A 23,955-nucleotide genomic window follows, 5' to 3' on the forward strand; every position below is an offset into this window, starting at 1 on the left:
GATGAAAGTTGCATTCAACCAGCGGCAAAACCAGCGCGGAATGGCGCTGCTGGTCAGTCTGGTGTTCCTGTTGCTGCTGACCTTGATCGGGCTGTCCTCGATGCAGAGCGCCAACCTGCAGGAGAAAATGGCCGGCAGCGTCAGCCTGCGCAATCAGTCGTTCCAGACCGCCGAGGCCGCGTTGCGTATCGGCGAGAGTGCGGTACAGCTCGACAGTTACTCGCTGGCGGTGTGTGCCAATACCACGCAGTGTGCGCCGCCAGCAGAGTCCTCGGTGGTCAGTGCGGCGGGGCTTAATTCGACTTCCGGCGTAACGTGGATCGCAGCCGGTAACGGCTTTTATGGTGTACAGAATATCGGTACCACTCTGACGGCGGTCAACGTGCCGAGCAACACGTCGGCGACCCTGTATCGGGTTACGGCAGTCGGCATTGCCGGTACGTCGCGCAGTGTGGTGGAGAGTGTCTATGCGAAGTATTGAGCGCTGCTGGACACTGTTGGCCGGCATGCTGCTGGGCTTGTATCTGGCGGCGCCGGCGTATGCGTTCACGCCGTCCGACTCGCCACTCTTGAGCGCAGCGGCGGTGCCGCCCAACGTGATGTTGCTGATCGACGATTCCGGCAGTATGAACAGCATCATTTACGCGGCAGGATTCGACCCGAACGTCACGCGCACCCCGGCCCGGCAGTGCAATGCGTTCCTTGGCCTGTGTTCGGCATTGAATGCGCCCGCGATTACCGGCGATCCGGTATTTTTATCGAACCTGCCGACATCCGGTTGTTCCGGCGGCGCCTTCGCCTTCTACAACAACAGCATTGCACCGCTGTGCCTGAAACTGCCTGATCCGGTGGGCGGCGGCAATACGCGCTACACGGGGGATTACATTTCTTATGTGGTCAGTCTGGCGATCAACAACGGCACCCGCGACTTCACCACCGGGGCGATTCCCAACGACTACCGGATCAACGTCGCGCGCAACGTGTCCACCGCCCTGGTCACCAGCAACCGTAACTTGCGCATGGGCCTGTCGACCTTCAACCCGGTCACCAACAACAATCCCGGGAATGGTGGCTACATCGCCCGCTCCATCAGCGACCTGTCACCGGTGTCCGGCAGCGTGACCCAGGCGCAGGCCGACACCAACTACAACGCGCTGATTTCCTCGATCAACGCTTTAGGTGCCGTGGCCAACACGCCACTGGCGGAAACCTACTACGAAATCACCCGCTACATGCGCGGCATGGCGCCGTACTACAACAGCACGCCGACGACTTACACCAGTCCGATCCAGTACCGCTGCCAGAAAAACTACGGCGTGGTCATCACCGACGGTTTGCCGACTTACGACCGCACCTTCCCGAGCAATGATCCGTTGGGTGGCAGTCGTCTGCCGAACTGGGACGGCATCAACAATGACGGCAACAACCCCAATGGCGATAACGAGGGTGACACGCTGTATCTGGATGACATTGCCAAATTCGCCTTCGACATCGACATGCGTTCGACGGGGACCGACGCTGCCGGCAAAAGCTGGAACGCGGTGGATTTTCCCAAGCAGAACATGAATACCTACACCGTCGGTTTTACCGCCGACAACGACATGCTCTCGGACGCTGCCAGCTACGGGCAGGGCCGCTATTACCAGGCGACCGACAGCACCGGTCTCAACACCGCGTTGTCTTCGGCGTTGAGCGATATCACCTCCAAGGCCGGTTCCGGCGGCGCGGGAGTCACCAGCGGCACCACGCTGGCCAGTGGCACCAGTTATTTCCAGACCAGCTACGACCCCAAGGACTGGCGTGGCACGATCAAGTCATTCGGCTTCACTTCGGCGGGCGCGGTGAACACCTCGGCGGCCCTGTGGACCACCGATACCACTATCGTCCCGGGCGCGACCGCACCGACCTATCAATCGTGGAACACCAGCAGCAACGCCGCCGTGACGCTGGCCTACGGCAACTTTTCCGCGACCCAACAGACGGCGCTCAGTCAGAGCCTGCCCACCGGCATCAGCGGCAGCGATCTGGTGGAGTGGAGCAAGGGCACCAGCAAGACCGGGCTCAAGGTGCGCAGCGTATTACTCGGCGACATCATCAACTCGCCACTGGTGCTGGCTTCGCCCAGTGATAAAACCGCCTCCGACCTGTCGGGCGACACCACTTACACCACGTACCTGACCACCAAAGCAGCGAACATGAATTCGAGTCTGGTGGTGAATGCCAACGACGGCTTCGTCAACGTGATCAACTCGGCCAACGGCACTCGACGTTATGCCTACATGCCGTCCAGCGTGTTGCCGTCGCTACGGCTGATTGCCGATCCAGCGTACATCAATGGCGTCAGCCACAAGTTTCTGGTGGACGGTCAGGTCGGTGTGTATGACGCGCAAATCAACAGCGCCTGGAAAACCCTGGCCATCGGCGGCACCGGCGCTGGCGGCAAGACTTTCTACGCGCTGCAATTGTTCGACGCGTCTGCGGGCAATGTGCTCAATGCCTTGTGGGAAGTCAGCGCACCCGCCACAGCGAACACAGCCAACGCATTTAATGATCTGGGTTATGCCTACGCGCGGCCGGAAGTGGCACGCTTGGCCGATGGTCGCTGGGCGGCGTTCATTGCCAATGGTTATGGCAGCAACTCCGGAGTGGCGGCTTTGTATGTGCTGGATGTGCGTGACGGTTCGTTGATCAAGAAGATCGTCATCGACAGCACCGAGACCACCAATGGTCTGTCGTCGGTCAAGCTCAAGGTCAATTCTTCGAACGTGGTGCAGGCCGCCTATGGCGGTGATTTGAAAGGGCGTCTGTGGAAATTCGATCTGAGCGCGACGTCGACCGACAGCTGGGGCGTGGCGTTTTCCGGCAAACCACTGTTCACCACGGCGGGCGGTGCGACTCAGCCGATCACCGCGCAGCCGCTGCTGGCGGACAATTCGCTGGGGGGCAAACAGATCTTCGTCGGCACCGGCAAATTCAACGAGACCGCCGACAAGACCAACAAGGATTTGCAGGCGTTCTACTCGGTGTGGGATGCCGACGGCGGTTCCGGACAGTTGACGGTCAGCAGTCTGCAGGCGCAGGCGGTGACCGGCGTGTTCTCCGGCAGCACTGGGCAGTTCATCACTACCAGCCAGAACGACACGACCTATCCGGGGGAGAAGGGCTGGTATCTGCCGTTGGTGTACAACAATGTGCTGACTGGCGAGCGGGTGATCAATCAGGCCAGTCTGGTGCTCGGACGCATCGTGTTTACCACGGCCAGTGTCGACACCACGGACCCTTGTGCCAGTTTCGGTACCGGCAAACTGGTCGAACTCGATGCGTTCAGCGGTAAGATGCTCAACTACGCGGTGCTCGACACCAGTTCCGATGGCGTGGTCGACAGCAACGACACGATCTCCAGTGGCGTAGTGTTCACCGGCGGGATTCCGACCCTGAACGCCATCGTCAACGGCGGGACTCGCAAGTTCGTCAACGATTCCAGTGGCACCGTGACCACGCTGGTGGAAAAACCCGGTGGCGGCAGCCGTCGTATCATGTGGCGACAAATACAGTAAGTGAGAGATTGAGGCATGCGCAGATTCAACCGGGGCTTCACCCTGATCGAAATCATGATCGTGATTGCGATCATCGGGATCATCATCACCATCGCCGCACCGAGCTACACCGAGTACCTGAAAAAGGGCCGGCGCGCCGAAGTGGTGTCGCTGCTTTCGGAACAGGCGCAGATCCTCGAGCGCTTCTACACCAAAAACAACGTCTACACCGGCATCACCGGTCTGAGCACGGGCAATGATTTTTACACCATCACCCCGACGATCGCTGACCAGACCTTCCTGCTGACCGCCACCCGCAAGGCCGGTACGACCATGGCGACCGACAAGTGCGGGGATTTCACCCTGACCAACACCGGCGTCAGAAGCATGAACAACGCTACCACCGGGCTGACCACCAAGGATTGTTGGGGCCGCTGAGGTAACTTCTTACGGGCGCCTCTTTGCGCCCGCTGTCTTTATTACGGTTGGATCAAACATGACCAGGCAACAGCAAGTGGTGATTGTCGGTGGCGGGGTGATTGGCCTGCTGACCGCCTACAACCTCGCCTCCGAAGTGCGCAGCGTGGTGCTGCTGGATCGCTCGAACGTCGGCCAGGAATCGTCCTGGGCCGGTGGCGGCATCGTTTCCCCGCTGTACCCGTGGCGCTACAGCCCGGCCGTCACCGCGCTGGCGCATTGGTCGCAGGATTTTTATCCACAACTGGGCGAGCGACTGTTTGCCGATACCGGGGTTGATCCCGAAGTGCACACCACCGGCCTGTACTGGCTGGATCTGGAAGATGAAACCGAAGCACTGGCCTGGGCTGAGCGGGAAAACCGTCCGCTGCGGGCTGTGGATATCTCGGCGGTGCACGACGCGGTGCCGGTGCTGGGTGGCGGGTTCGCCCGGGCGATATACATGGCCGATGTGGCCAACGTCAGAAACCCACGGCTGGTGAAGTCGCTGAAAGCCGCGTTGCTGGCGTTGCCGAACGTGACGATTCACGAGCAATGCGAAGTCAGCGGGTTTGTTCGCGAAGGCGAGCAAGTGAGTGGCGTCGAGACGTCCAAGGGCCTGATCCGCGGCGAGCAGATCGTGCTGACGGCCGGGGCATGGAGCGGTGATCTGCTCAAGACATTGGATCTGACGCTGCCGGTGGAGCCGGTCAAGGGCCAGATGATTCTCTACAAGTGTGCAGCGGATTTTCTGCCGAGCATGGTGCTGGCCAAGGGACGTTATGCGATTCCGCGTCGCGACGGGCACATTCTGATCGGCAGCACGCTGGAGCACGAAGGCTTCGATAAGACCCCGACCGAGGTCGCGCTGGAGAGCCTCAAGGCTTCGGCAGTCGAATTGCTGCCGGCGCTGGCAGAGGCCGAAGTGGTGGGGCATTGGGCCGGTTTGCGCCCGGGTTCGCCGGAGGGTATTCCGTATATCGGCCGGGTGCCAGGGTTTGACGGTTTGTGGCTGAACTGCGGGCATTACCGCAACGGCCTGGTGCTGGCGCCGGCGTCGTGTCAGTTGTTTGCCGATGTGATGCTCGGGCGTACGCCGATTATCGATCCGGCGCCGTATGCGCCTGAAGGTCGCATTTAGTCTGATATTTTCTGTAGCCTGGCAGATCGCTTTCGCGAGCAGGCTCGCTCCCACAGTTGATCTTTGTCGGTCACAAAATCCAATGTGGGAGCGAGCCTGCTCGCGAAGGGGGCCTCAATCCAGACCGAGTTTCTTCAGCCGATAGCGCATCGAGCGAAATGACAGACTCAAGCGTTGCGCCGCTGCCGTGCGATTCCAGCGGGTTTCCTCCAGCGCCTGCAGGATCAGCTTGCGCTCGACGTTCTCCAGATAATCCTCAAGGTTGTCGATCCGGGTAAGATCGGCGATGCCGCCCTCGACCGCGCAATTACCTTCGCTGAGGCGTAAGTCTGCCGCCTCGATCAACTGGTTTTCACACAGCGTGTGCGCCCGTTCGAGGACGTTTTCCAGCTCTCGCACATTCCCCGGGAAGCGGTAACTCTTCAGCGCCTCAAGCGCCTGTGGGTGCAGGCGGACCGCCGCTCGACCGCTGCCTGCCGCCAGACGCTGGAGCATGTGCGCAGCCAATACCTGAATGTCATCGCGCCGTTCGCGCAGGGACGGCACGCGCAGTTCGATCACGTTCAAGCGGTAATACAGGTCCTGGCGAAAGCGCCCGGCGGCGACCTCGGCCTCAAGATCCTTGTGGGTAGCACAGAGAATGCGCACATCGACCACCGCTTCCTGCTGGCCGCCGACACTGCGCACGGCTTTCTCTTGAATCGCCCGCAGCAGTTTGACCTGCATCGCCAGCGGCAGGTCCGCCACCTCGTCGAGAAACAGGGTGCCGCCATGCGCGGCCTGGAACAGTCCGGGTTTGTCCTCGACCGCGCCGGTGAAGCTGCCCTTGCGATGGCCGAAAAACTCGCTTTCCATCAGCTCGGACGGAATCGCCCCGCAATTGACCGGCACAAATGGCTTGCTGGCGCGCGGTCCCTGTTCGTGGATCAGCCGTGCGACCAGTTCTTTGCCGCTGCCCGACTCTCCGCTGATGTAGACCGGCGCCTGACTGCGCGCCAGCTTGTCGATCTGTTTGCGCAGATCGCGCATGGGCAGCGAGTCGCCGAGCAGGCGCCGATCTATCGACGTGCCGGCGCCGCCCACCGCCGGCATGCGCAACGCGGTGCTGACCAGTTCACGCAAGCGCGTCAGATCAACCGGCTTGGTGAGGAAGTCGAAGGCGCCGGCCTTCAACGCATTGATCGCGGTTTCCAGGCTGCCATACGCGGTGATCATCGCCACCGGCAGTTGTGGATGACGTTGCTGGATGTGCTGCACCAGGTCCAGCCCCGTGCCGTCGGGCAGGCGCATGTCGGTCAGGCACAGGTCGAACGCATTGCGTTGCAACAGCGCCCGGGCTTCGCCGAGGTTGCGAGCACTGAAGGTGTCGAGTTTCATCCGTCCCAGGGTGATTTCCAGGAGTTCGCGGATATCCGGCTCGTCGTCGACGATGAGGATTTTTTGCCGTGGGCTCGTGTTCAACTTTGTTTCCGTCCGTGAGCAAAGGTGATGCGAAAGCAGCCGCCGCCTTGGCGTGGTTTGAAGTCTAGGCGCGCCTGGTTGCTTTCGCACAGCTCACGGGACAGATAAAGCCCAAGGCCGGTGCCCTGGCTGCTGGTAGTGAAGAAGGGTTCGAACAGATGCGGTTGTTGATCCAGTGGTACACCGGGGCCATTGTCCTGGACTTCAAGCACCGCCAGCTGGCTCTCGGGGTCGATGAGCAGCGCCAGCCAGACCTCGGCCTGCTCGTGCAGCAGGGCGCTGTGGCGCCAGCCGTTACGTAACAGATTGTCGAGAATCTGCGTGAGCTGATCCGGATCCATCAACGTGATGAAGTCCCCGGAATTGATCCGCAAATGAATCGACTGCCGCTCGCTCGCCTGTTCGCGGCTCTCGGCAACGAAGTGCTCCAGCCATGGCTTGAGATCCAGGCGCTGAGGGGCGCTCTGCTGGCGGCGCGACAGTTGCAGGACGTTTTCGATGACTCGGTTCATGCGCTGGGAGTGGTCTTGAATGATCTGCGTCAGACGCCGATCCGCACCATCGAGTTCCTCGGACTCGCCCAGCAGCTGCGCGGCGTGACTGATGGCGCCCAGTGGATTGCGGATTTCATGGGAGATGCCGGCGGTCAGGCGCCCGAGCGCGGCGAGCTTGAGTTGCTGGGCCTGCTGCGCGACTTGCGCCAGATCTTCGAGGAACACCAGGGTTTGCTGGTTGGGGCTCTGATCGAGGGCGATGAAGTTCGGTTGCAGTTCCAGGCCGTTGCCGGGAATCTTCAGACTCTGCGGGCGCAGGGTCGGGTTGCTCAGCCACAGTTGCAGGCGCTCGACCAATGCCGGCGAATAGTCGCTGATCAAATGGCCTTCAAGATGCGACTGGGCCAACAGCGTCTTCGCGCTGTGGTTGGCCAGCTGTACCCGGCGCTGCTCGTCGAGCACCAGAATGCCGGTACGCATGCGTTGCAGAATCAGAGCGTTGAGGGCTTCAAGGCTGGTGACTTCGCAGGCGCGCTGTTCGGCGAGATTTTCGCTGACTTCCAGGCGCCGGATCAGGCCCTGGACCAGCAACGATGCGGCAAAACACAAAGCGCCGAGGGTCCCGGCTTGCAGATAGTCATTGGCGCTCAGGGGGTGACTGAAGCCCAGCAGAAAGCTGGAGCCGACTATGCCGAGTGCGCCGATGGCGGCAATCAGCAGGCCGATGCGCCGGCGCAGCAGGGTGTTGGCGATCGCCACCGAGACAATCAGCAGGTTGCCGATGGCGCTGGCCACGCCGCCCGCCGCGTAGAACAAACCGCACAACAGCAGCACATCCACCAGCGCCAGACTGAACAGCTGCGAGGGCCGCCGGGTATTTTCCAGAAACACCACCAGCAGGATGTTCAGCACCAGATACAACCAGCTGCCGCTGCGCAGCAGATCGTCGTCGGCCGACGTCAGCAGGCGATTGTCCATATTGCTGGAGATCAGCAGCACCAGCGTGATGCCGACACTCAAACGGTAAAGATGATAAAGGCGCAGCAGGCGCTGCGCCTGTTTACGGTCGGCGTTGGCGGCCTCAGCGATCACTGGCACCCGGGCCTTGCTCAAGATGAGCCTGGCTGCAATACCATTGTTGCTGAAGGTTCAGCGCGCGGTCGCGGGGCAGATGCACGCCGCAGTGGGCGCAGCGCACCATCGGTGCGGCGTCTTGCTCGCGGGGCGATTGAGCAGACGAGGCGGGCGCCTTGAATTTGCGCCACAGCCATACCGCAGCGAAAATCAGGACAATCCAGAACAGTAAACGAAGCATGATGGGCGGCTTTTCGGCTAATGATTCGGCAGTTTAGCCAAGGAGCCGGCAAGCGCACAGACTATTAACGCGCCGCCACAAAAAAGGGAGATCCGCAGATCTCCCTTTTTATGTAACCGATGTGATCAGTCGAACACGCCGAAGGTCATGTAGCTGAACCACGAACGATCTTCGTTGTTGCCTTCGGCTTCATGACGCTCTTCCTCGATCACGTCGCCGTTTTCGTCTTTAGGCTTGAGCTCGTTCGGGATCGCGTCTTTCGCGTCCTGGAACTGCTTCTGCACGTCCTGGTTGGCGCGGGTTTCTCCCGGCGGTAGCGGTGGACGCGACTCGATCAGGCCCAAAGTCGCCTTGCTCAGGAACGAGCGGTTGTCGGCTTCGGCAACCGATGGCACGAACTGACCGTCCTGCAGGCTCGGGTGATTCGGGTAGTTGAGTTTCAGGGTTTCCAGACTGGTAGCGGCCAGTTCGTCCAGGTGCAGACGCTGGTAAGCCTCGGTCATCACCGCCAGGCCATCGCCGACCGATGGAGTTTCCTGGAAGTTTTCCACTACATAACGGCCACGGTTGGCGGCGGCGACGTAGGCCTGACGGGTCAGGTAGTAGTCGGCTACGTGGATTTCGTAGGCGGCCAGCAGGTTGCGCAGGTAGATCATGCGCTGCTTGGCGTCCGGCGCGTAGCGGCTGTTCGGGTAGCGGCTGGTCAGTTGGGCGAACTCGTTGTACGAGTCGCGGGCAGCGCCAGGGTCACGCTTGGTCATGTCCAGCGGCAGGAAGCGCGCCAGCAGGCCGACGTCCTGGTCGAACGAGGTCAGGCCCTTGAGGTAATAGGCATAGTCCACGTTCGGGTGCTGTGGGTGCAAACGGATAAAACGTTCGGCGGCGGACTTGGCAGCTTCCGGCTCGGCGTTTTTATAGTTGGCATAAATCAGTTCAAGCTGTGCCTGATCCGCGTAGCGACCGAACGGATAACGCGACTCCAGAGCCTTCAGCTTGGCCGTGGCGCTGGTGTAGCTGTTGTTGTCCAGGTCGGTCTGAGCCTGCTGGTACAGCTCGGCTTCGCTCAGGTTTTCGTCGACGACTTCCTTCGATGAGCAAGCAGCGGTCAATGCGAGGATGGCGATCAGCAGCAGGTGTTTCACTTGCATGGCGGCTTGCGTCCCTATGACGGCCGCTGTCTTGGGCGGGGCCGTCCTGTTATGATGAGCGCCCCGTTGAAAAGCCTCGGGGCAAAAGACGCCGTATTTAACCACAAGCGCGCAGCCGAAACCAAAGGCTGTGCCGACGCCCAGTCAGAGCATGTCCGATAAAATTGAACTTCGCGCAGAGGTGCCGTCCGATTTGGGCGGCCAACGCCTCGATCAAGTCGCCGCCCAACTCTTCGCTGAGCACTCACGCTCGCGCCTTTCCGCCTGGATCAAAGAAGGTCGCCTGACTGTGGACGGGGCGGTCATCCGCCCGCGCGACATCGTGCATGGCGGTGCCGTCCTTGAGCTGACTGCCGAGCAGGAAGCCCAGGGCGAGTGGATCGCCCAGGACATCGAGCTCGACATCGTCTATGAAGACGACGACATCCTGGTGATCAACAAGCCTGCGGGCCTGGTGGTGCACCCGGCTGCCGGCCACGCCGATGGCACCTTGCTCAATGCCTTGCTGCACCACGTGCCGGACATCATCAATGTCCCGCGTGCCGGTATCGTGCATCGCCTGGACAAGGACACCACCGGTCTGATGGTGGTGGCCAAGACCATTCAGGCGCAGACCAAGCTCGTTGCCCAGCTGCAGAGCCGCAGCGTCAGCCGGATCTACGAGTGCATCGTGATCGGTGTGGTGACCGCCGGGGGCAAGATCAACGCCCCGATCGGCCGTCATGGTCAGCAGCGCCAGCGCATGGCCGTGATGGAAGGCGGCAAGCCGGCTGTCAGTCACTACCGCGTGCTGGAGCGTTTCCGGTCCCACACGCATGTGCGGGTCAAACTGGAAACCGGCCGGACCCACCAGATCCGTGTGCACATGTCGCACATCAACTTCCCGTTGGTCGGCGACCCGGCGTACGGCGGTCGTTTCCGCATTCCGCCGGCGGCGAACCCGACCATGGTCGAGTCGCTCAAGCACTTCCCGCGTCAGGCGCTGCACGCGCGTTTCCTTGAGCTGGATCATCCGACCACCGGTGAGCGCATGAGCTGGGAATCGCCGCTGCCGGAAGATTTCGTCTGGCTGCTGACCCTGCTCAAGCAGGATCGCGAGGCCTTCGTCGGATGAACTGGCTGACGCCGGACTGGCCTGCGCCGGCCAGCGTCAGGGCCTGTGTCACCACCCGCGAGGGAGGTGTCAGCGAGGCGCCGTTCGACAGCCTCAATCTGGGCGATCATGTCGATGATCGCCCGGACGCAGTCGCCGAGAATCGTCGGCGTCTGACCGAACATTTCTCTATAAAGCCTGCCTGGTTGCAGCAAGTGCACGGCATTGTCGTGGCTCATGCTGATCCGGGCGTGGTGGCAACCGCCGATGCCAGTTGGACGGCAACTCCCGGGATTGCCTGCACGGCGATGACTGCCGATTGCCTGCCGGCATTGTTCTGCAACCGGGCCGGCACTCGCGTCGCGGCGGCCCATGCCGGCTGGCGCGGGTTGGCGGCCGGCGTACTGGAAGCCACCCTCGATCATCTCGACACCGCTGCGGCGGACGTGCTGGTCTGGCTCGGCCCGGCCATCGGCCCGAAAGCGTTTGAAGTCGGCCCGGAAGTACGCGAAGTCTTCGTCAAGCAACTGCCGGAAGCGGCAGCCGCCTTCGTGCCCAGCCACAATGCTGGCAAGTTCATGGCTGACATTTATCTGCTGGCGCGCCTGCGTCTGGCGGCCAAAGGTGTCACGGCGGTTTATGGTGGCGGTTTCTGCACGGTGACCGATCCGCGCTTCTTTTCTTACCGCCGTGCGTCGCGCACGGGGCGCTTTGCCTCCCTTGTCTGGCTCACCCGCTAAGCTTGTCTGATCTACATCAATCTCCCGACGCTTGAATCTCCCAGAATCGACCGCATCTACAGTGGTATCTGGCAGGTTTCTTTATTCAGGATGGTTTTTAGGTCCGACCTGCTCAAAAGGAAGGTGACCCCATGCGTATAGACCGTTTAACCAGCAAATTACAGTTGGCGTTGTCCGACGCCCAATCCCTGGCCGTTGGCCACGATCATCCGGCCATCGAGCCGGCGCACTTGATGCAAGCCATGCTTGAACAGCAGGGTGGTTCGATCAAACCCCTGCTCATGCAAGTGGGCTTCGACGTCAACAGCCTGCGCAAAGAGCTGACCAAAGAGCTCGATCAATTGCCGAAAATCCAGAACCCGACCGGCGACGTCAACATGTCGCAGGATCTGGCGCGCCTGCTCAATCAGGCTGATCGTCTGGCCCAGCAGAAGGGCGACCAGTTCATTTCCAGCGAGCTGGTGCTGCTCGCCGCGATGGACGAAAACAGCAAGCTCGGCAAACTGCTGCTCGGCCAGGGCGTGAGCAAGAAAGCCCTGGAGAACGCAATCAACAACCTGCGCGGTGGTGAGGCGGTGAATGACGCCAACCACGAAGAGTCGCGTCAGGCACTGGACAAGTACACCGTCGACCTGACCAAGCGCGCCGAAGACGGCAAGCTTGATCCGGTGATCGGCCGTGACGACGAAATCCGCCGCACCATTCAGGTGCTGCAACGTCGCACCAAGAACAACCCGGTGCTGATCGGTGAGCCTGGTGTGGGTAAGACCGCGATTGCCGAAGGTCTGGCCCAGCGCATCATCAACGGCGAAGTGCCGGACGGGCTCAAGGGCAAACGCCTGTTGTCGCTGGACATGGGCGCGCTGATTGCCGGTGCCAAATATCGCGGTGAGTTCGAAGAACGCCTCAAAGCACTGCTCAACGAACTGTCGAAGCAGGAAGGGCAGATCATTCTGTTCATCGACGAGCTGCACACCATGGTCGGCGCCGGTAAGGGCGAAGGCTCGATGGATGCCGGCAACATGCTCAAACCGGCATTGGCTCGCGGCGAGTTGCATTGCGTCGGCGCAACCACGCTCAACGAGTACCGCCAATATATAGAGAAGGATGCCGCCCTCGAACGGCGCTTCCAGAAAGTGCTGGTGGACGAGCCGAGCGAAGAAGACACCATCGCCATCCTGCGTGGCCTCAAGGAGCGTTATGAGGTTCACCATAAGGTGGCGATCACTGACGGTGCGATCATCGCGGCCGCCAAGCTCAGCCATCGCTACATCACTGATCGGCAGTTGCCGGACAAGGCCATCGACCTGATCGACGAGGCTGCCAGCCGCATCCGCATGGAGATCGACTCCAAGCCGGAAGTGCTCGATCGTCTGGAGCGTCGGTTGATTCAGCTCAAGGTTGAATCCCAGGCACTGAAGAAAGAAAGCGATGAAGCGGCGATGAAGCGCCTGGAAAAACTCCAGGAAGAAATTGTCCGCCTCGAACGTGAGTACTCGGATCTGGAAGAAATCTGGAACTCGGAAAAAGCCGAGGTTCAGGGTTCGGCGCAGATTCAGCAGAAGATCGAACAGTCGCGTCAGGAACTGGAAGCCGCGCGCCGTAAAGGCGACCTCAACCGCATGGCCGAATTGCAGTACGGGGTGATCCCGGATCTGGAGCGCAGCCTGCAAATGGTCGACCAGCACGGCAAGAGCGAGAACCAGTTGCTGCGCAGCAAGGTGACCGAAGAGGAAATCGCCGAAGTCGTTTCGAAGTGGACCGGTATTCCGGTGTCGAAAATGCTCGAAGGCGAGCGCGACAAGCTGATGAAGATGGAAAGCCTGTTGCACCAGCGCGTGATCGGTCAGGACGAAGCGGTGGTCGCGGTGGCCAACGCCGTACGGCGCTCGCGTGCCGGGCTGGCGGATCCGAATCGTCCGAGCGGTTCGTTCATGTTCCTCGGCCCGACCGGGGTCGGTAAAACCGAGCTGTGCAAGGCGCTGGCCGAATTCCTCTTCGACACGGAAGAGGCAATGGTGCGGATCGACATGTCCGAGTTCATGGAGAAACATTCCGTGGCGCGGCTGATCGGGGCACCACCAGGCTACGTAGGTTACGAGGAGGGCGGTTACCTGACCGAAGCGGTACGTCGCAAGCCTTACTCGGTGATCCTGCTGGATGAGGTCGAGAAGGCGCACCCGGACGTGTTCAACATCCTGCTGCAAGTGCTGGAGGATGGACGCCTGACCGACAGCCACGGACGTACGGTGGATTTCCGTAATACCGTGATTGTCATGACCTCGAACCTCGGCTCGTCGCAGATCCAGGAACTGGTCGGTGATCGTGAGGCGCAGCGTGCAGCGGTGATGGACGCGCTGACGTCGCACTTCCGTCCCGAGTTCATCAACCGGGTCGACGAAGTAGTGATCTTCGAGCCATTGGCGCGGGATCAGATCGCGGGCATTACCGAGATCCAGCTGGGCCGTCTGCGCAGTCGTCTGGCCGAGCGCGAGCTGAAGCTGGAACTGAGCCCGGAAGCGATGGACAAGCTGATTGCCGTGGGTTACGACCCGGTGTATGGCGCACGTCCGCTCAAACGTGCGATCCAGCGCTGGATCGAAAACCCGTTGGCGCAGTTGATCCTGTCAGGGCATTTCCTGCCGGGCGACACGGCAACCGGCAAGGTCGTGAACGACGAAATCGTTTTCGACTGAGCGGTAAAGCCAATGAAATAAGGAAGGCCTCGCTTTGCGAGGCCTTTTTTTCGTTAGGCTGTTGAACTCTAAGGAAAAGGCTTGTAAAGTGCGCCCCGCAGTCAGTCACCCGCAGCATCTCAGCTCACTGAGCTGAAATCTGAAATAAGTTGCAAATCATTAACTTGAAAGCGATTTAGGGGGTTGACAGAGGTGTTCTAGGTTGTAGAATAGCGCGCCTCAGACACACGAACGCAGCGATGCGAACGACGTCTAAGAGCTGTAAGTTTCACCGTTGTAAATTGAAATATGTAGTTCCGTGATAGCTCAGTCGGTAGAGCAAATGACTGTTAATCATTGGGTCCCAGGTTCGAGTCCTGGTCACGGAGCCAATTTCAAGCCGGGGTATAGCGCAGTCCGGTAGCGCGCCTGCTTTGGGAGCAGGATGTCAGGAGTTCGAATCCCCTTACCCCGACCATTTTTGGGTCGTTAGCTCAGTTGGTAGAGCAGTTGGCTTTTAACCAATTGGTCGTAGGTTCGAATCCCACACGACCCACCATTTTTGAAACCAGGTAACACTGGGATCGAATCTTAAGATCAGAGGCCAAAAGCGCTGATCGAAGAAGGCGATCTTTGAAAGGTCGCCTTTTTTTTACCGGGGTATAGCGCAGTCCGGTAGCGCGCCTGCTTTGGGAGCAGGATGTCAGGAGTTCGAATCCCCTTACCCCGACCATATTAAAAATCCTCGTATCGAAAGATACGGGGATTTTTTTTGTCCTCGCGTCAGACAATTCCTTTCAAGTCATCGTACAACTTGCCGATAGCCCGCTAACGAGAGGGGCTGCCACTGTTCGCCCCTTCAATCTGGCCAATACAAGAATAAGGGCGTTCGTCATGTTGCTTCGTCAGTTGAATATTGCTCCTCGTGCCGCGTTGGGTTTTGCCCTGATTGCGGTCCTGGTGGCGTTGCTCGGCGTATTTGCCTTGGGGCAGATGTCGAGCATTCGTGACAGTGAGGTCGCGGTGGAGAGCCAGTGGCTGCCGAGCATTCGTGGCGGTGACGAAATTCGCGAGCTGATGTTGCGGATCCGTACGATTTCCCTGCGCATGGCCCTTGATCAGGATCCGCAGAACATCGCGACTTACCGCAGCCAGATGGATACCCGCGACAAGGAGCTGAGCGAGAAGATCGCCGCCTACGACAAACTGGTCACCACGGCGGAAGGCCAGCAGCTCTATGACCAGTTCAAAACAACCTTCGCCGCGTATCGCACCGGCATCGCGCAATCCTTCACCCTGGCCGATCAAGGCCAGCGTGACGAGCTGACCAAACTGTTGCTGGTTGATATGAAGACCGTGGTCGACGGCTCCGGCAAGCAGCTCAATGACCTGTCGGATCTGTTCGCCAGACAGGTTGCTGCGGAGAGCCAGAAATCCGCTGACCACTACCAGACCTCGCGCACGATCGTCAGCCTGTTCATAGCGCTGGCGGCGCTGGCTACGGTGGCGCTGGCGATGTTGCTCACCCGCAGCATCGTCCGTCCGCTGAGCAGCGCCGTCAGCGCTGCCGAAAGTGTGGCTCGAGGCGACCTGACCCGGCCGATCGAAACCCACGGTAACGATGAAGTCAGCCGATTGCTCAAGGCGCTGGCGACCATGCAGCAAAACCTGCGGGAAACGCTGCAAGGCATCAGCGGTTCGGCCACGCAACTGGCGAGCGCTGCTGATGAACTCAACGCGGTGACGCTCGACAGCACACAAGGCTTGCAGCAGCAGAACAACGAAATCGAACAGGCGGCGACGGCGGTCAATGAAATGACCACGGCCGTTGAAGAAGTCGCTCGCAACGCGGTGTCGACATCCGATGCCACCCGCCAATCCAGTGAGTCGGCGCAACTGGGGCAGGCGCGGGTCAGTGACACCGCATCGGCCATCCATGCGCTGGCCAGCGACGTGCAGCACACCGGCGAGTTGGTGCAATCGCTGGCCAACCAGTCACAGGACATCGGCAAAGTGCTGGATGTGATCCGTGCCATTGCCGAGCAGACCAACCTGCTTGCGCTCAACGCCGCCATCGAGGCGGCCCGCGCAGGGGAAAGCGGACGAGGTTTTGCGGTGGTCGCCGACGAAGTGCGGGCGCTGGCCTATCGCACCCAGCAATCGACGCAGGAGATCGAGCAGATGGTGCAGGGCATGCGCAGTGGTTCAAGCCTGGCGCTGGATTCGATGCAGGCCAGCGCTGCACGGGCCACGACCACACTGGCATTGGCCGAGCGGGCCGGGGAGGCGCTGGAAACCATCACCGCTTCGGTGCATGAGATCCATGAGCGTAATCTGGTGATCGCCAGTGCCGCCGAAGAGCAGGCGCAAGTCGCGCGGGAAGTGGATCGTAATCTGGTGAACATTCGCGACCTGTCGGTCCGTTCGGCGACGGGTGCCGATCAGACCCGTGCGTCGAGCCACGAACTGTCGCAACTGGCCAACGCGCTGCAAGGCATGGTGCGCCGCTTCCAGCTTTGATGAGCGGTGATCGATTGCAGGAGTGAGCTTGCTGATTTTGTGAGCTGCACAAAACAATGTGGGAGCGTGGCTTACCCGCGATAGCGGCGGATCAGTCGACATCATCGCCGACTGACCGACCGCTATCGCTGGCAAGCCAGCTCCCACACGTTTTGGTTTTAGTGCAGCTTCAGGCGTGGCTCGGTACCGCGACCGATCTTGCTGCCCAGCATCAGCATCGCCGTGCGGAACGGTCCGTACAGCGCCATCTGGTGCATGCGATACAGCGACACGTAGAACATACGCGCCAGCCAGCCTTCGAGCATCACGCTGCCGGTCAGGTTGCCCATCAAGTTACCCACAGCGGAAAAACGCGACAGCGAGATCAGCGAGCCGTAGTCGGTGTACTTGTACTCCGGCAGGGTTTTGCCCTCGATACGCAGCTTCAGCGACTTGGCCAGCAACGATGCCTGTTGGTGTGCGGCTTGTGCACGCGGCGGCACGTTGCGATCCGAACCCGGTTGCGGGCACGCGGCGCAGTCACCGAAGGCGAAAATGTTTTCGTCGCGGGTGGTCTGCAACGTCGGCAGCACTTGCAGCTGATTGATGCGGTTGGTTTCCAGGCCATCGATGTCCTTGAGGAAACCCGGTGCGCGAATCCCGGCGGCCCAGACTTTCAGGCTGGCCTTGATCACATTGCCATCGGCGGTGATCAGGCTGTCGGCGGTTACTTCGCTGACCGCCGCATTGGTCATTACATTGACCCCGAGTTTCTCCAGGGTCTTGTGCACCGGGCCGCTGATGCGTTCCGGCAGGGCTGGCAGCACTCGCGGGCCGGCTTCGATCAGGGTGATGTGCATGTTCTCCGGTTTGATCCGGTCCAGACCATAAGCCGCCAGTTCATGCGCCGCGTTGTGCAGCTCTGCCGCCAGCTCGACACCTGTGGCGCCGGCACCGACGATGGCCACGCTGATCTGCTCGACCACATCGGTCTGTCCGGCGTGCGCGCGCAGATAGTGGTTGAGCAGCTGCTGGTGGAAACGCTCGGCCTGTTTGCGGGTGTCGAGGAACAGGCAGTGCTGCGCCGCGCCCTGGGTGCCGAAATCGTTGGTGGTGCTGCCGACGCTGATCACCAGCGTGTCGTAAGGCACTTCACGCGCCGGTACCAGTTCCACGCCGTTCTCGTCGTAGGTGGCGGCCAGCTGGATTTTCTTCTGCGCCCGATCAAGCCCGCTCATGCGCCCCAGCTGGAACTCGAAGTGGTTCCATTTCGCCTGGGCAACATAGTTGAGTTCGTCTTCGGAAGAGTTCAGCGATCCGGCGGCCACTTCGTGCAGCAGGGGTTTCCAGATGTGCGTCAGGTTCGCGTCGACCAGCATCACGCTGGCCGTGCCGCGCTTGCCCAGAGTCTTACCCAGACGGGTAGCCAGCTCCAGACCGCCGGCGCCGCCGCCGACAATGACAATACGATGGGACATAGGGATAACTCGCAAGGTTTTTAAAGGAAATCGGTGCGGTTACCCGAGCGAGCGCCAGGCAGCTCATAGCGTCAGGTAACTGATAAGTCGGCTCAGCAAGCCCAGACCAATGGTCACTGCCAGCACCAGCACCAGGAGCATCCACGGCCGGAAAGGCCGGCGCTCGACACGGTGTTGGGACAACTGCAGGTACTCTTCGACATGCTTCTGGTCTTCGGGGTTCAGGCGGCTGGTCATAAAGGCCTCGTCAGGTAGACGTTGCTGAAGGTGGAGACGCTACAGCGGTTTTTATCCCGGGTTGAACGCAGCATAGCCACTGGCCGGAACCGGTTCGACAGAAACACCGTCGTCGAGGCGGATGATCCCGCTTTGTAACACCCGGGCGGTAATTCCGCCATGCCCGCGCACCGCTTGAAAGGTGCCGGGGCCGAGGTTGTTTTGCAGGCGTGCGCAGGGCTGACACCAGCCAGTGGTCTCGAATATTGCCTGACCAATGCGAAAGCGCCGACCCTTGAGACTAAACAGATTGATACCGCTGATGACCAGATTGCGCCGCAGGTCTTCAGGCTTGACCGGATGATCCTGTGACCGGCCCATCAACGCGCTGATCACGGCCAGGTGTTCGAACTGGATCAACGTCACCTGCCGCGCGTTGCGCACCCCCGGGCGGGCGTGATCGCCAGTCAGTCCGGCCTCCAGTCGTGCTTCCACCGCGTCGAGTTCGATCATCGGCCCGCGAGACTCGGGGCGCACGCCGATCCAGCGCACGCGCCCGGTCTGCGGGACGTCGGCAATCAACTGCTGCAGCGGCGTCACAGGCTGATCCCGACATCGAAGACGATGCTGCGACCGAGGTTGCTGCGCAGGAAATCCGGTGCATCAGGATGCGCGAACAGCACCCGGGCGAAGGTCGGCCCGACCAGCGACAGCGAGCGCCAGCCCTGACGCAGGTATTCGGTGGGCGGTGGGAAGTGGCTGTTGAGGTCCAGCACTTCGCGCTTGAGGCTGGCGAAGGCGATGATGTCCAGTTCGCCCAGATCCATGCCGCGTTCCTTGTAGTTGTGCGCTTTTTTGCGCAAGGTCGGCGCCAGTCGCAGCAAGAATTCATTGGCCGGGATCCGCCGTGGCTTGGCTTCACGGCGCACCAGTTGGCTGAGGGAAAATGCACTGCGCCGGCGTTGCAGTTCGTCGCGCCATTCGTCGTTGAGTCGGCGGCCTTCGTCGAGCACGAAAAACACTTCGAAATTGGCATCGCGAAACAGCACATCCGGCGGCTCGCCAGCAGGGGCAAACTCATCGGCGCGGTAAGGAATGTTCAAGCCTTGCAGCAGGCGCTGGCAGACCCAACGCTCACGCTCCCATTTGCGGGCATTGGACAGGAACGCGTTGGCTTGCTCGGCCGCGATGGTCAGCAGGCGTAAATAATCTGAGTCATCCATAAGCCCAAGCTTAGCGTTCAATTGCGACAAGCTGAAAGCACCACGCGGCAATGTGTGTCAGTGGGCGGTTGCAATGGGCGGTGTAGACTGAGGAAAACCGTCCATTAATGCCAAATCGAGGGGATGAACGTGAAATTTCGCTGGCTGCTGGTGTTGGCTGTGATTCCGCTGTGGGCCCAGGCGCTTGAAATCGGTGAGCGGCTGGCGCCCTGGACGTTGCTGGATCAATACGATCAGCCGTTCACCCTCGATAACCGCACCACGACGCTGCTGGTGGCGCGCGACATGGACGGCGCGAAGCTGATCAAGCAGGCGTTGAAAGACCAGCCAAAAGGCTATCTGGAGGCGCGTCACGCCGTGTTTGTCGCTGACATCCAGCGCATGCCGGCGCTGATCGCGAAGATGTTCGCGATACCGGCGATGCGTGACTACAGCTATCGGGTCATGCTTGATCGTGAAGGCAGGGTGGCGTCGCGTTATCCCGGCGCCGAAGGCTCGGTGCTGTGGCTGCAACTCAAGGACGGCCGACTGCTCGAGCAACATGAGTACACCGACGCGGCCCAACTGCACGAGGCACTGGAGAAGGCCCGCCCATGATCGGCGCCGAGTTGCTGTCACCGCAAAGCCTGACGGTCGGCTGGCTGATCTATCTGCCGGTGCTTATCTGGGCGATCTGTCGTGCGCCGTGGGTCGAGTTGTTCAGTGACAGTCGCCGTCAGCACCTGCTGTTCGGCACCGTGTTCGCCGTGTTTTTGCTGTGGATGGTGCGCAGGGATTTCGACACCGGAGTTTCTTATCACTTCATCGGCATGACCGCCGTGACACTTTTGCTGGACTGGCCGCTGGCGATTGTCGGCGGGCTGGTGGCGCAGATCGGGTTGGTGTTGCTCGGGCGTCAGGATCTGCTGGCGGTCGGGGTCAACGGTACGTTGCTGATCCTGTTGCCGGTGTTGATCACTGAGTGCGTGGCGATCATCGTCGAGCGTGCCCAGCCGCGAAATCCGTTCGTGTATATCTTCTGTTCCGGATTCTTTGCCGCAGCGTTGTCGGCCTTGTTGTGCCTGACGTTGAGCCTTAGCCTGCTGTGGTACGACGGTCTGTTTGCCATGCCGGAATGGCTGGAAGACTTCATCGGCTACCTGTGGCTGCTGATTTTCCCCGAAGCGTTCATCAACGGCATGGTGATCAGCGCGTTGGTGGTGTTCAGTCCCGATTGGCTGGAGACCTTCAATCGCACCCGCTACCTTTCGGCGCCGTGGAAGGACGACGATCCCAAGTCTTGATCCACATCAAATCCGTCACCCTCGCGGCATTTCATGCTCAATCAAATCCCTTCAGGAGCAGCGGCATGAGTGTTTACGAGTGGGCGAGGCAGGAAACGCGGCAGAGTCTGGAGATGGCGCTGGAGGTCGGCTTCGATCCGGGCCTGAGTTTGCGCGCCTTGCTCAGCGCGGTGGTGCAGCAGAGCAAGACGGTGCGCAACGCCGAAGACCTGGCCGACGAATTGCGCTTTCTCGCGGAAAACCTCGACGACGATCAGGACTACGGCTTCATGCGGCCCTGATCGCGATCAGTGACGCGGGTCGAAATCACCGGAGAACATTTCGTCTTCGGCATCCGGGGCGACCGGAATCTTGTGCTCTTCGGACGCCCAGGCGCCGAGGTCGATCAGCTTGCAGCGATCGGAGCAGAACGGGCGGAATTTGTTCTCTGGGGTGAATTCCACGGGGGCGCCGCAGGTTGGGCAGTCAACGGTTGGGATTGGGCTCATGCTTGGCCTCCGGATAAAGTCAGGTAAAAGTGATGCAGGCGCTCGACTTCGCTGTGCAGCCAGGCGAGGTCGCGGTCGTTGACCACCACATCGTCGGCACGGCTCAGGCGGTCTTCGCGGCTCGACTGGGCCTTGAGGATCGCCTGGACCTGCTGTTCGCTGGTCTGGTCGCGCTGCAAGGTGCGTTCGATCTGCAATTGTTGCGGGGCGTCGATCACCAGGATGCGCTGGGTCATCGCGTATTGCCCGGATTCGATCAGCAGCGGTGACACCAGAATCGCATAAGGCGATTTTGCCAGCGCCAGATGGTGAGCGATTTCCTCGGCGATCAACGGATGCAGCAGGGCTTCGAGCCAGCGGCGTTCTTCCGGCACTTCAAAGATCAACTTGCGCAGGGCCGCACGGTCCAGCGTACCATCGGCTTGCAGGACGCCGGGCCCGAAGTGTTCGGCAATTTTCGCCAGCGCCGGACGCCCGGGCTCGACCACCCAGCGCGCTGCGTGATCAGCGTCGACCACATGGATCCCGAGATTGATGAAGTGCTGGGCCGCGGCGCTTTTGCCGCTGCCGATGCCGCCGGTCAGGCCGAGAATCCAGGGTTTTTCCACAGGGGTATTCATTTCAAACCGACAAACTGCCAATAGAAGTCGGTTATTTGACCACCCCAGAGCAAGGCAATCCAGCCGGCAATTGCCAGATACGGGCCGAAGGGCATCGGCGTCGAGGTTTTCTGCTCACGCAGACGCAGTAGAACCACCCCGACAATCGCCCCCACCAGCGATGACAGCAGGATCGTCAGCGGCAGAATCTGCCAGCCGCCCCAGGCCCCGAGCAGCGCCAGCAGCTTGAAATCGCCGTGGCCGATGCCGTCCTTGCCGGTCAGCAGCTTGAACAGCCAGAACACCGACCACAGCGCCATGTAGCCGGCCACCGCGCCCCACAGCGCGGCGTGTAGCGAGACGAACAGCCCGAAGCTGTTGACGATCAACCCCAGCCACAACAACGGCAACACCAGCACATCGGGCAGCAATTGATGTTCGGTGTCGATCAGGCTCATCGCCAGAAGGCCCCAGGTGAGGACGATCAACAAGGCGGCCGGCCAGCCGAACCCCAGATGCCAGGCGACGAATGCCGAGAGCAGGCCGCAAGCCAGTTCGGTCAGGGGATAACGTTTGCTGATCGGGGCGGTACACGCCGAACAGCGTCCGCGCAGCAACAGGTAGCTGAGCAGCGGAAAGTTTTCCCACGGCCGAATCCGGTGGCCACAGTGCGGACACTGGGAGTGCGGCAGCATCAGGTTGTAGGTCGGCAGTGGCGTTTCGCTCGGCAGGCCGAGGACGTCCTGCGCCTGCTGGCGCCAATCGCGCTCGAGCATTTTCGGCAGACGCCAGACCAGCACGTTGAGGAAACTGCCCACCACCAGACCCAGCAGCAGGGCGGTGCACACAAAGGCCAGCGGATACAGACTGAAGAGTTGGTCGATAGGCATGTCAGATCGCTGAGCCGAGCTGGAAAATCGGCAGGTACATGGCCACTACCAGCCCGCCGACGATGACCCCGAGCACCACCATGATGAACGGCTCCATCAGGCTGGTGAGGTTGTCGACCATGTTATCCACTTCGTCCTCATAAAAACCGGCGACCTTGTCGAGCATGTCATCCAGCGCGCCCGACTCCTCACCGATCGCGGTCATCTGTACCGCCATGTTCGGGAACACCCCGGTGCTGCGCATGGAAAAATTCAGCTGCATGCCGGTGGCGACGTCCTGGCGGATACGCAGCACTGCACGTTTGAACACCACGTTGCCGGTAGCGCCGGCCACCGAATCCAGTGCCTCCACCAGCGGTACGCCAGCGGCGAAGGTGGTCGACAAGGTGCGGGCGAATCGCGCCACCGCCGATTTGTACATCAGCGTGCCCACCAGCGGCAGCTTCAGCAGCCAGGTGTCCTTGCGGTCGCGCAATGCCTGGGATGTCTTCAGCGCATGACGGATGCCGAACACTGCTGCAATCAGGGCGCCGAGCACCGCCCACCACCATTGCTGCATGAACTCGGAGATGCTGATCACCATCAGCGTGAAGGCCGGCAGTTCAGCGCCAAAACCGGAAAATACCGCCTGAAACTGCGGCACCACTTTCACCAGCAAAATCCCCGTGACCACCATCGCCACCAGCACCACGGCTGTGGGGTAAGTCATGGCTTTCCTGATCTTGGCCTTGAGCGCTTCGCTTTTTTCCTTATAGGTTGCGACCCGTTCGAGCAACGTATCGAGTGCACCGGATTGCTCGCCGGCATCCACCAGGTTGCAATACAGCTCATCGAAATACTGCGGCTTCTTGCGCAGGGCGGCGGCGAAGCTGTTGCCGGCCGCCACCTCTTGCTTCACTTCGTCCACCAGTTTGCGCATCGCCGGGTTGTCGAAGCCTTCGCCAATGATGTCGAACGACTGCAACAACGGCACGCCAGCCTTCATCATGGTTGCCATCTGCCGGGTGAACAGGGCGATGTCCTGGGCCTTGATGCGTTTGCCGAGGCTGAGCAAGGAGGTGGATTTCTTGCGCACCTTGCCCGGGTTGATGCCTTGTTTGCGCAGTTGGGCCTTGATCAGCGCAGGGTTCTGCCCGCTCAACTCGCCCGTGACCTTGCTGCCTTTGCGATCCGTGCCTTCCCAGGCGTAGATGCTGATTTTCGCTGCCTTGACCGCCATG

The 23,955-nt window shown here is 60.7% G+C and carries 23 protein-coding genes and 4 tRNA genes; 15 read left to right on the plus strand and 12 right to left on the minus strand.

Annotated features, from left to right (window positions below; translation table 11 throughout):
- Nucleotide 1: 1 nt before the first annotated feature.
- From OC71_RS05380 to thiO, 4 genes are read left to right on the plus strand one after another with little or no spacing between them, the layout of a single operon-like run.
- A complete protein-coding gene (locus tag OC71_RS05380) occupies nucleotides 2-481 on the plus strand; it encodes a PilX N-terminal domain-containing pilus assembly protein (protein ID WP_041065320.1) in 480 nt (159 codons plus the stop codon).
- Nucleotides 468-3,557, plus strand: coding sequence for a pilus assembly protein (locus OC71_RS05385; RefSeq protein WP_041065323.1), 3,090 nt, complete (start codon nucleotides 468-470; stop codon nucleotides 3,555-3,557). Before OC71_RS05380 ends, OC71_RS05385 begins: the two co-directional genes overlap by 14 nt.
- 15 nt (nucleotides 3,558-3,572) lie before the next feature.
- Nucleotides 3,573-3,974 (plus strand): type IV pilin protein, encoded by a 402-nt coding sequence (locus OC71_RS05390; RefSeq protein ID WP_041065326.1) that lies wholly within the window; start codon nucleotides 3,573-3,575, stop codon nucleotides 3,972-3,974.
- Between the two features lie 58 nt (nucleotides 3,975-4,032).
- Complete coding sequence (gene thiO / locus OC71_RS05395) at nucleotides 4,033-5,133, plus strand: glycine oxidase ThiO (protein ID WP_041065329.1); 1,101 nt, start codon at nucleotides 4,033-4,035, stop codon at nucleotides 5,131-5,133.
- Nucleotides 5,134-5,247: 114 nt separating this feature from the next.
- Here thiO and OC71_RS05400 read toward each other — a convergent pair whose 3' ends face one another.
- The 4 genes from OC71_RS05400 to OC71_RS05415 form a co-directional block, all read right to left on the minus strand.
- A complete protein-coding gene (locus OC71_RS05400) occupies nucleotides 5,248-6,594 on the minus strand; it encodes a sigma-54 dependent transcriptional regulator (RefSeq protein WP_041065332.1) in 1,347 nt (448 codons plus the stop codon).
- A complete protein-coding gene (locus OC71_RS05405) occupies nucleotides 6,591-8,180 on the minus strand; it encodes a PAS domain-containing sensor histidine kinase (RefSeq protein WP_041065489.1) in 1,590 nt (529 codons plus the stop codon). Before OC71_RS05405 ends, OC71_RS05400 begins: the two co-directional genes overlap by 4 nt.
- Nucleotides 8,170-8,403, minus strand: coding sequence for a PP0621 family protein (locus OC71_RS05410; protein WP_027612810.1), 234 nt, complete (start codon nucleotides 8,401-8,403; stop codon nucleotides 8,170-8,172). Before OC71_RS05410 ends, OC71_RS05405 begins: the two co-directional genes overlap by 11 nt.
- 125 nt (nucleotides 8,404-8,528) lie before the next feature.
- Entirely contained in the window at nucleotides 8,529-9,551 is a 1,023-nt protein-coding gene (locus OC71_RS05415) for an outer membrane protein assembly factor BamD (RefSeq protein ID WP_041065336.1), read from the minus strand.
- A 151-nt stretch (nucleotides 9,552-9,702) separates the two neighbouring features.
- Here OC71_RS05415 and rluD point away from each other — a divergent pair, with 151 nt between their 5' ends.
- The 8 genes from rluD to OC71_RS05455 all read left to right on the plus strand — a co-directional run bounded on the left by rluD (nucleotide 9,703) and on the right by OC71_RS05455 (nucleotide 16,579).
- Complete coding sequence (gene rluD / locus OC71_RS05420; protein WP_041065339.1) at nucleotides 9,703-10,665, plus strand: 23S rRNA pseudouridine(1911/1915/1917) synthase RluD; 963 nt, start codon at nucleotides 9,703-9,705, stop codon at nucleotides 10,663-10,665.
- Nucleotides 10,662-11,384 (plus strand): peptidoglycan editing factor PgeF, encoded by a 723-nt coding sequence (gene pgeF / locus OC71_RS05425; RefSeq protein ID WP_041065342.1) that lies wholly within the window; start codon nucleotides 10,662-10,664, stop codon nucleotides 11,382-11,384. Before rluD ends, pgeF begins: the two co-directional genes overlap by 4 nt.
- 131 nt (nucleotides 11,385-11,515) lie before the next feature.
- Nucleotides 11,516-14,080: an ATP-dependent chaperone ClpB gene (gene clpB / locus OC71_RS05430; RefSeq protein ID WP_007963856.1), complete on the plus strand. Its 2,565-nt coding sequence runs from the start codon at nucleotides 11,516-11,518 to the stop codon at nucleotides 14,078-14,080.
- 295 nt (nucleotides 14,081-14,375) lie between these two features.
- Nucleotides 14,376-14,451, plus strand: a tRNA-Asn gene (locus OC71_RS05435).
- Nucleotides 14,452-14,460: 9 nt separating this feature from the next.
- Nucleotides 14,461-14,537 (plus strand) — tRNA-Pro (locus OC71_RS05440).
- 5 nt (nucleotides 14,538-14,542) lie between these two features.
- Nucleotides 14,543-14,618, plus strand: a tRNA-Lys gene (locus tag OC71_RS05445).
- Nucleotides 14,619-14,715: 97 nt separating this feature from the next.
- Nucleotides 14,716-14,792, plus strand: a tRNA-Pro gene (locus OC71_RS05450).
- Nucleotides 14,793-14,953: 161 nt separating this feature from the next.
- Complete coding sequence (locus OC71_RS05455; protein WP_041065346.1) at nucleotides 14,954-16,579, plus strand: methyl-accepting chemotaxis protein; 1,626 nt, start codon at nucleotides 14,954-14,956, stop codon at nucleotides 16,577-16,579.
- A gap of 158 nt (nucleotides 16,580-16,737) precedes the next feature.
- On the opposite strand, the gene OC71_RS05460 is transcribed toward OC71_RS05455, so the two are convergent.
- The 4 genes from OC71_RS05460 to OC71_RS05475 form a co-directional block, all read right to left on the minus strand.
- Nucleotides 16,738-18,036: an NAD(P)/FAD-dependent oxidoreductase gene (locus OC71_RS05460; protein ID WP_041065349.1), complete on the minus strand. Its 1,299-nt coding sequence runs from the start codon at nucleotides 18,034-18,036 to the stop codon at nucleotides 16,738-16,740.
- A 63-nt stretch (nucleotides 18,037-18,099) separates the two neighbouring features.
- Entirely contained in the window at nucleotides 18,100-18,273 is a 174-nt protein-coding gene (locus OC71_RS05465) for a DUF3094 family protein (RefSeq protein ID WP_003228304.1), read from the minus strand.
- A 51-nt stretch (nucleotides 18,274-18,324) separates the two neighbouring features.
- Nucleotides 18,325-18,852: an MOSC domain-containing protein gene (locus tag OC71_RS05470; protein ID WP_041065352.1), complete on the minus strand. Its 528-nt coding sequence runs from the start codon at nucleotides 18,850-18,852 to the stop codon at nucleotides 18,325-18,327.
- On the minus strand, nucleotides 18,849-19,475 hold the full coding sequence (locus tag OC71_RS05475) for a DUF1780 domain-containing protein (protein WP_003228301.1): 627 nt from the start codon (nucleotides 19,473-19,475) through the stop codon (nucleotides 18,849-18,851). The genes OC71_RS05470 and OC71_RS05475 overlap by 4 nt, the downstream gene beginning before the upstream one ends.
- Before the next feature lie 129 nt (nucleotides 19,476-19,604).
- Here OC71_RS05475 and OC71_RS05480 point away from each other — a divergent pair, with 129 nt between their 5' ends.
- The 3 genes from OC71_RS05480 to OC71_RS05490 all read left to right on the plus strand — a co-directional run bounded on the left by OC71_RS05480 (nucleotide 19,605) and on the right by OC71_RS05490 (nucleotide 21,039).
- Nucleotides 19,605-20,072, plus strand: a complete 468-nt coding sequence (locus tag OC71_RS05480) for a hypothetical protein (RefSeq protein WP_041065492.1) — start codon at nucleotides 19,605-19,607, stop codon at nucleotides 20,070-20,072.
- Nucleotides 20,069-20,758, plus strand: coding sequence for an energy-coupling factor ABC transporter permease (locus OC71_RS05485; RefSeq protein WP_041065355.1), 690 nt, complete (start codon nucleotides 20,069-20,071; stop codon nucleotides 20,756-20,758). The genes OC71_RS05480 and OC71_RS05485 overlap by 4 nt, the downstream gene beginning before the upstream one ends.
- A gap of 65 nt (nucleotides 20,759-20,823) precedes the next feature.
- Nucleotides 20,824-21,039, plus strand: coding sequence for a hypothetical protein (locus OC71_RS05490; protein WP_041065358.1), 216 nt, complete (start codon nucleotides 20,824-20,826; stop codon nucleotides 21,037-21,039).
- Nucleotides 21,040-21,045: 6 nt separating this feature from the next.
- Here the strand turns inward: OC71_RS05490 and yacG are convergent, their stop codons facing one another.
- From yacG to OC71_RS05510, 4 genes are read right to left on the minus strand one after another with little or no spacing between them, the layout of a single operon-like run.
- On the minus strand, nucleotides 21,046-21,246 hold the full coding sequence (gene yacG, locus OC71_RS05495) for a DNA gyrase inhibitor YacG (protein WP_007963861.1): 201 nt from the start codon (nucleotides 21,244-21,246) through the stop codon (nucleotides 21,046-21,048).
- Nucleotides 21,243-21,866 carry a dephospho-CoA kinase gene (gene coaE / locus OC71_RS05500; protein ID WP_041065361.1) on the minus strand — a complete coding sequence of 208 codons (624 nt, stop codon included), beginning with the start codon at nucleotides 21,864-21,866 and terminating at the stop codon, nucleotides 21,243-21,245. The genes yacG and coaE overlap by 4 nt, the downstream gene beginning before the upstream one ends.
- Nucleotides 21,863-22,735 carry an A24 family peptidase gene (locus OC71_RS05505; RefSeq protein ID WP_041065363.1) on the minus strand — a complete coding sequence of 291 codons (873 nt, stop codon included), beginning with the start codon at nucleotides 22,733-22,735 and terminating at the stop codon, nucleotides 21,863-21,865. Before OC71_RS05505 ends, coaE begins: the two co-directional genes overlap by 4 nt.
- A gap of 1 nt (nucleotide 22,736) precedes the next feature.
- A complete protein-coding gene (locus OC71_RS05510; protein WP_041065366.1) occupies nucleotides 22,737-23,954 on the minus strand; it encodes a type II secretion system F family protein in 1,218 nt (405 codons plus the stop codon).
- Nucleotide 23,955 lies beyond the last annotated feature (1 nt).

Source organism: Pseudomonas sp. W15Feb9B, from assembly GCF_000828175.1.
Taxonomy (GTDB): Bacteria; Pseudomonadota; Gammaproteobacteria; order Pseudomonadales; family Pseudomonadaceae; genus Aquipseudomonas; species Aquipseudomonas parakoreensis.

Excerpts from the sequence above, each read along its gene's own strand:
- OC71_RS05510 (WP_041065366.1), bottom strand. The coding sequence starts at position 23,954 with ATGGCGGTCAAGGCAGCGAAAATCAGCATCTACGCCTGGGAAGGCACG.
- OC71_RS05385 (WP_041065323.1), top strand. The coding sequence starts at position 468 with ATGCGAAGTATTGAGCGCTGCTGGACACTGTTGGCCGGCATGCTGCTG.
- OC71_RS05455 (WP_041065346.1), top strand. The coding sequence starts at position 14,954 with ATGTTGCTTCGTCAGTTGAATATTGCTCCTCGTGCCGCGTTGGGTTTT.
- pgeF (WP_041065342.1), top strand. The coding sequence starts at position 10,662 with ATGAACTGGCTGACGCCGGACTGGCCTGCGCCGGCCAGCGTCAGGGCC.
- OC71_RS05390 (WP_041065326.1), top strand. The coding sequence starts at position 3,573 with ATGCGCAGATTCAACCGGGGCTTCACCCTGATCGAAATCATGATCGTG.
- OC71_RS05415 (WP_041065336.1), bottom strand. The coding sequence starts at position 9,551 with ATGCAAGTGAAACACCTGCTGCTGATCGCCATCCTCGCATTGACCGCT.
- OC71_RS05460 (WP_041065349.1), bottom strand. The coding sequence starts at position 18,036 with ATGTCCCATCGTATTGTCATTGTCGGCGGCGGCGCCGGCGGTCTGGAG.
- OC71_RS05465 (WP_003228304.1), bottom strand. The coding sequence starts at position 18,273 with ATGACCAGCCGCCTGAACCCCGAAGACCAGAAGCATGTCGAAGAGTAC.
- OC71_RS05490 (WP_041065358.1), top strand. The coding sequence starts at position 20,824 with ATGAGTGTTTACGAGTGGGCGAGGCAGGAAACGCGGCAGAGTCTGGAG.
- OC71_RS05410 (WP_027612810.1), bottom strand. The coding sequence starts at position 8,403 with ATGCTTCGTTTACTGTTCTGGATTGTCCTGATTTTCGCTGCGGTATGG.
- OC71_RS05475 (WP_003228301.1), bottom strand. The coding sequence starts at position 19,475 with ATGGATGACTCAGATTATTTACGCCTGCTGACCATCGCGGCCGAGCAA.
- OC71_RS05505 (WP_041065363.1), bottom strand. The coding sequence starts at position 22,735 with ATGCCTATCGACCAACTCTTCAGTCTGTATCCGCTGGCCTTTGTGTGC.
- thiO (WP_041065329.1), top strand. The coding sequence starts at position 4,033 with ATGACCAGGCAACAGCAAGTGGTGATTGTCGGTGGCGGGGTGATTGGC.
- OC71_RS05380 (WP_041065320.1), top strand. The coding sequence starts at position 2 with ATGAAAGTTGCATTCAACCAGCGGCAAAACCAGCGCGGAATGGCGCTG.
- OC71_RS05485 (WP_041065355.1), top strand. The coding sequence starts at position 20,069 with ATGATCGGCGCCGAGTTGCTGTCACCGCAAAGCCTGACGGTCGGCTGG.
- rluD (WP_041065339.1), top strand. The coding sequence starts at position 9,703 with ATGTCCGATAAAATTGAACTTCGCGCAGAGGTGCCGTCCGATTTGGGC.
- yacG (WP_007963861.1), bottom strand. The coding sequence starts at position 21,246 with ATGAGCCCAATCCCAACCGTTGACTGCCCAACCTGCGGCGCCCCCGTG.
- coaE (WP_041065361.1), bottom strand. The coding sequence starts at position 21,866 with ATGAATACCCCTGTGGAAAAACCCTGGATTCTCGGCCTGACCGGCGGC.
- clpB (WP_007963856.1), top strand. The coding sequence starts at position 11,516 with ATGCGTATAGACCGTTTAACCAGCAAATTACAGTTGGCGTTGTCCGAC.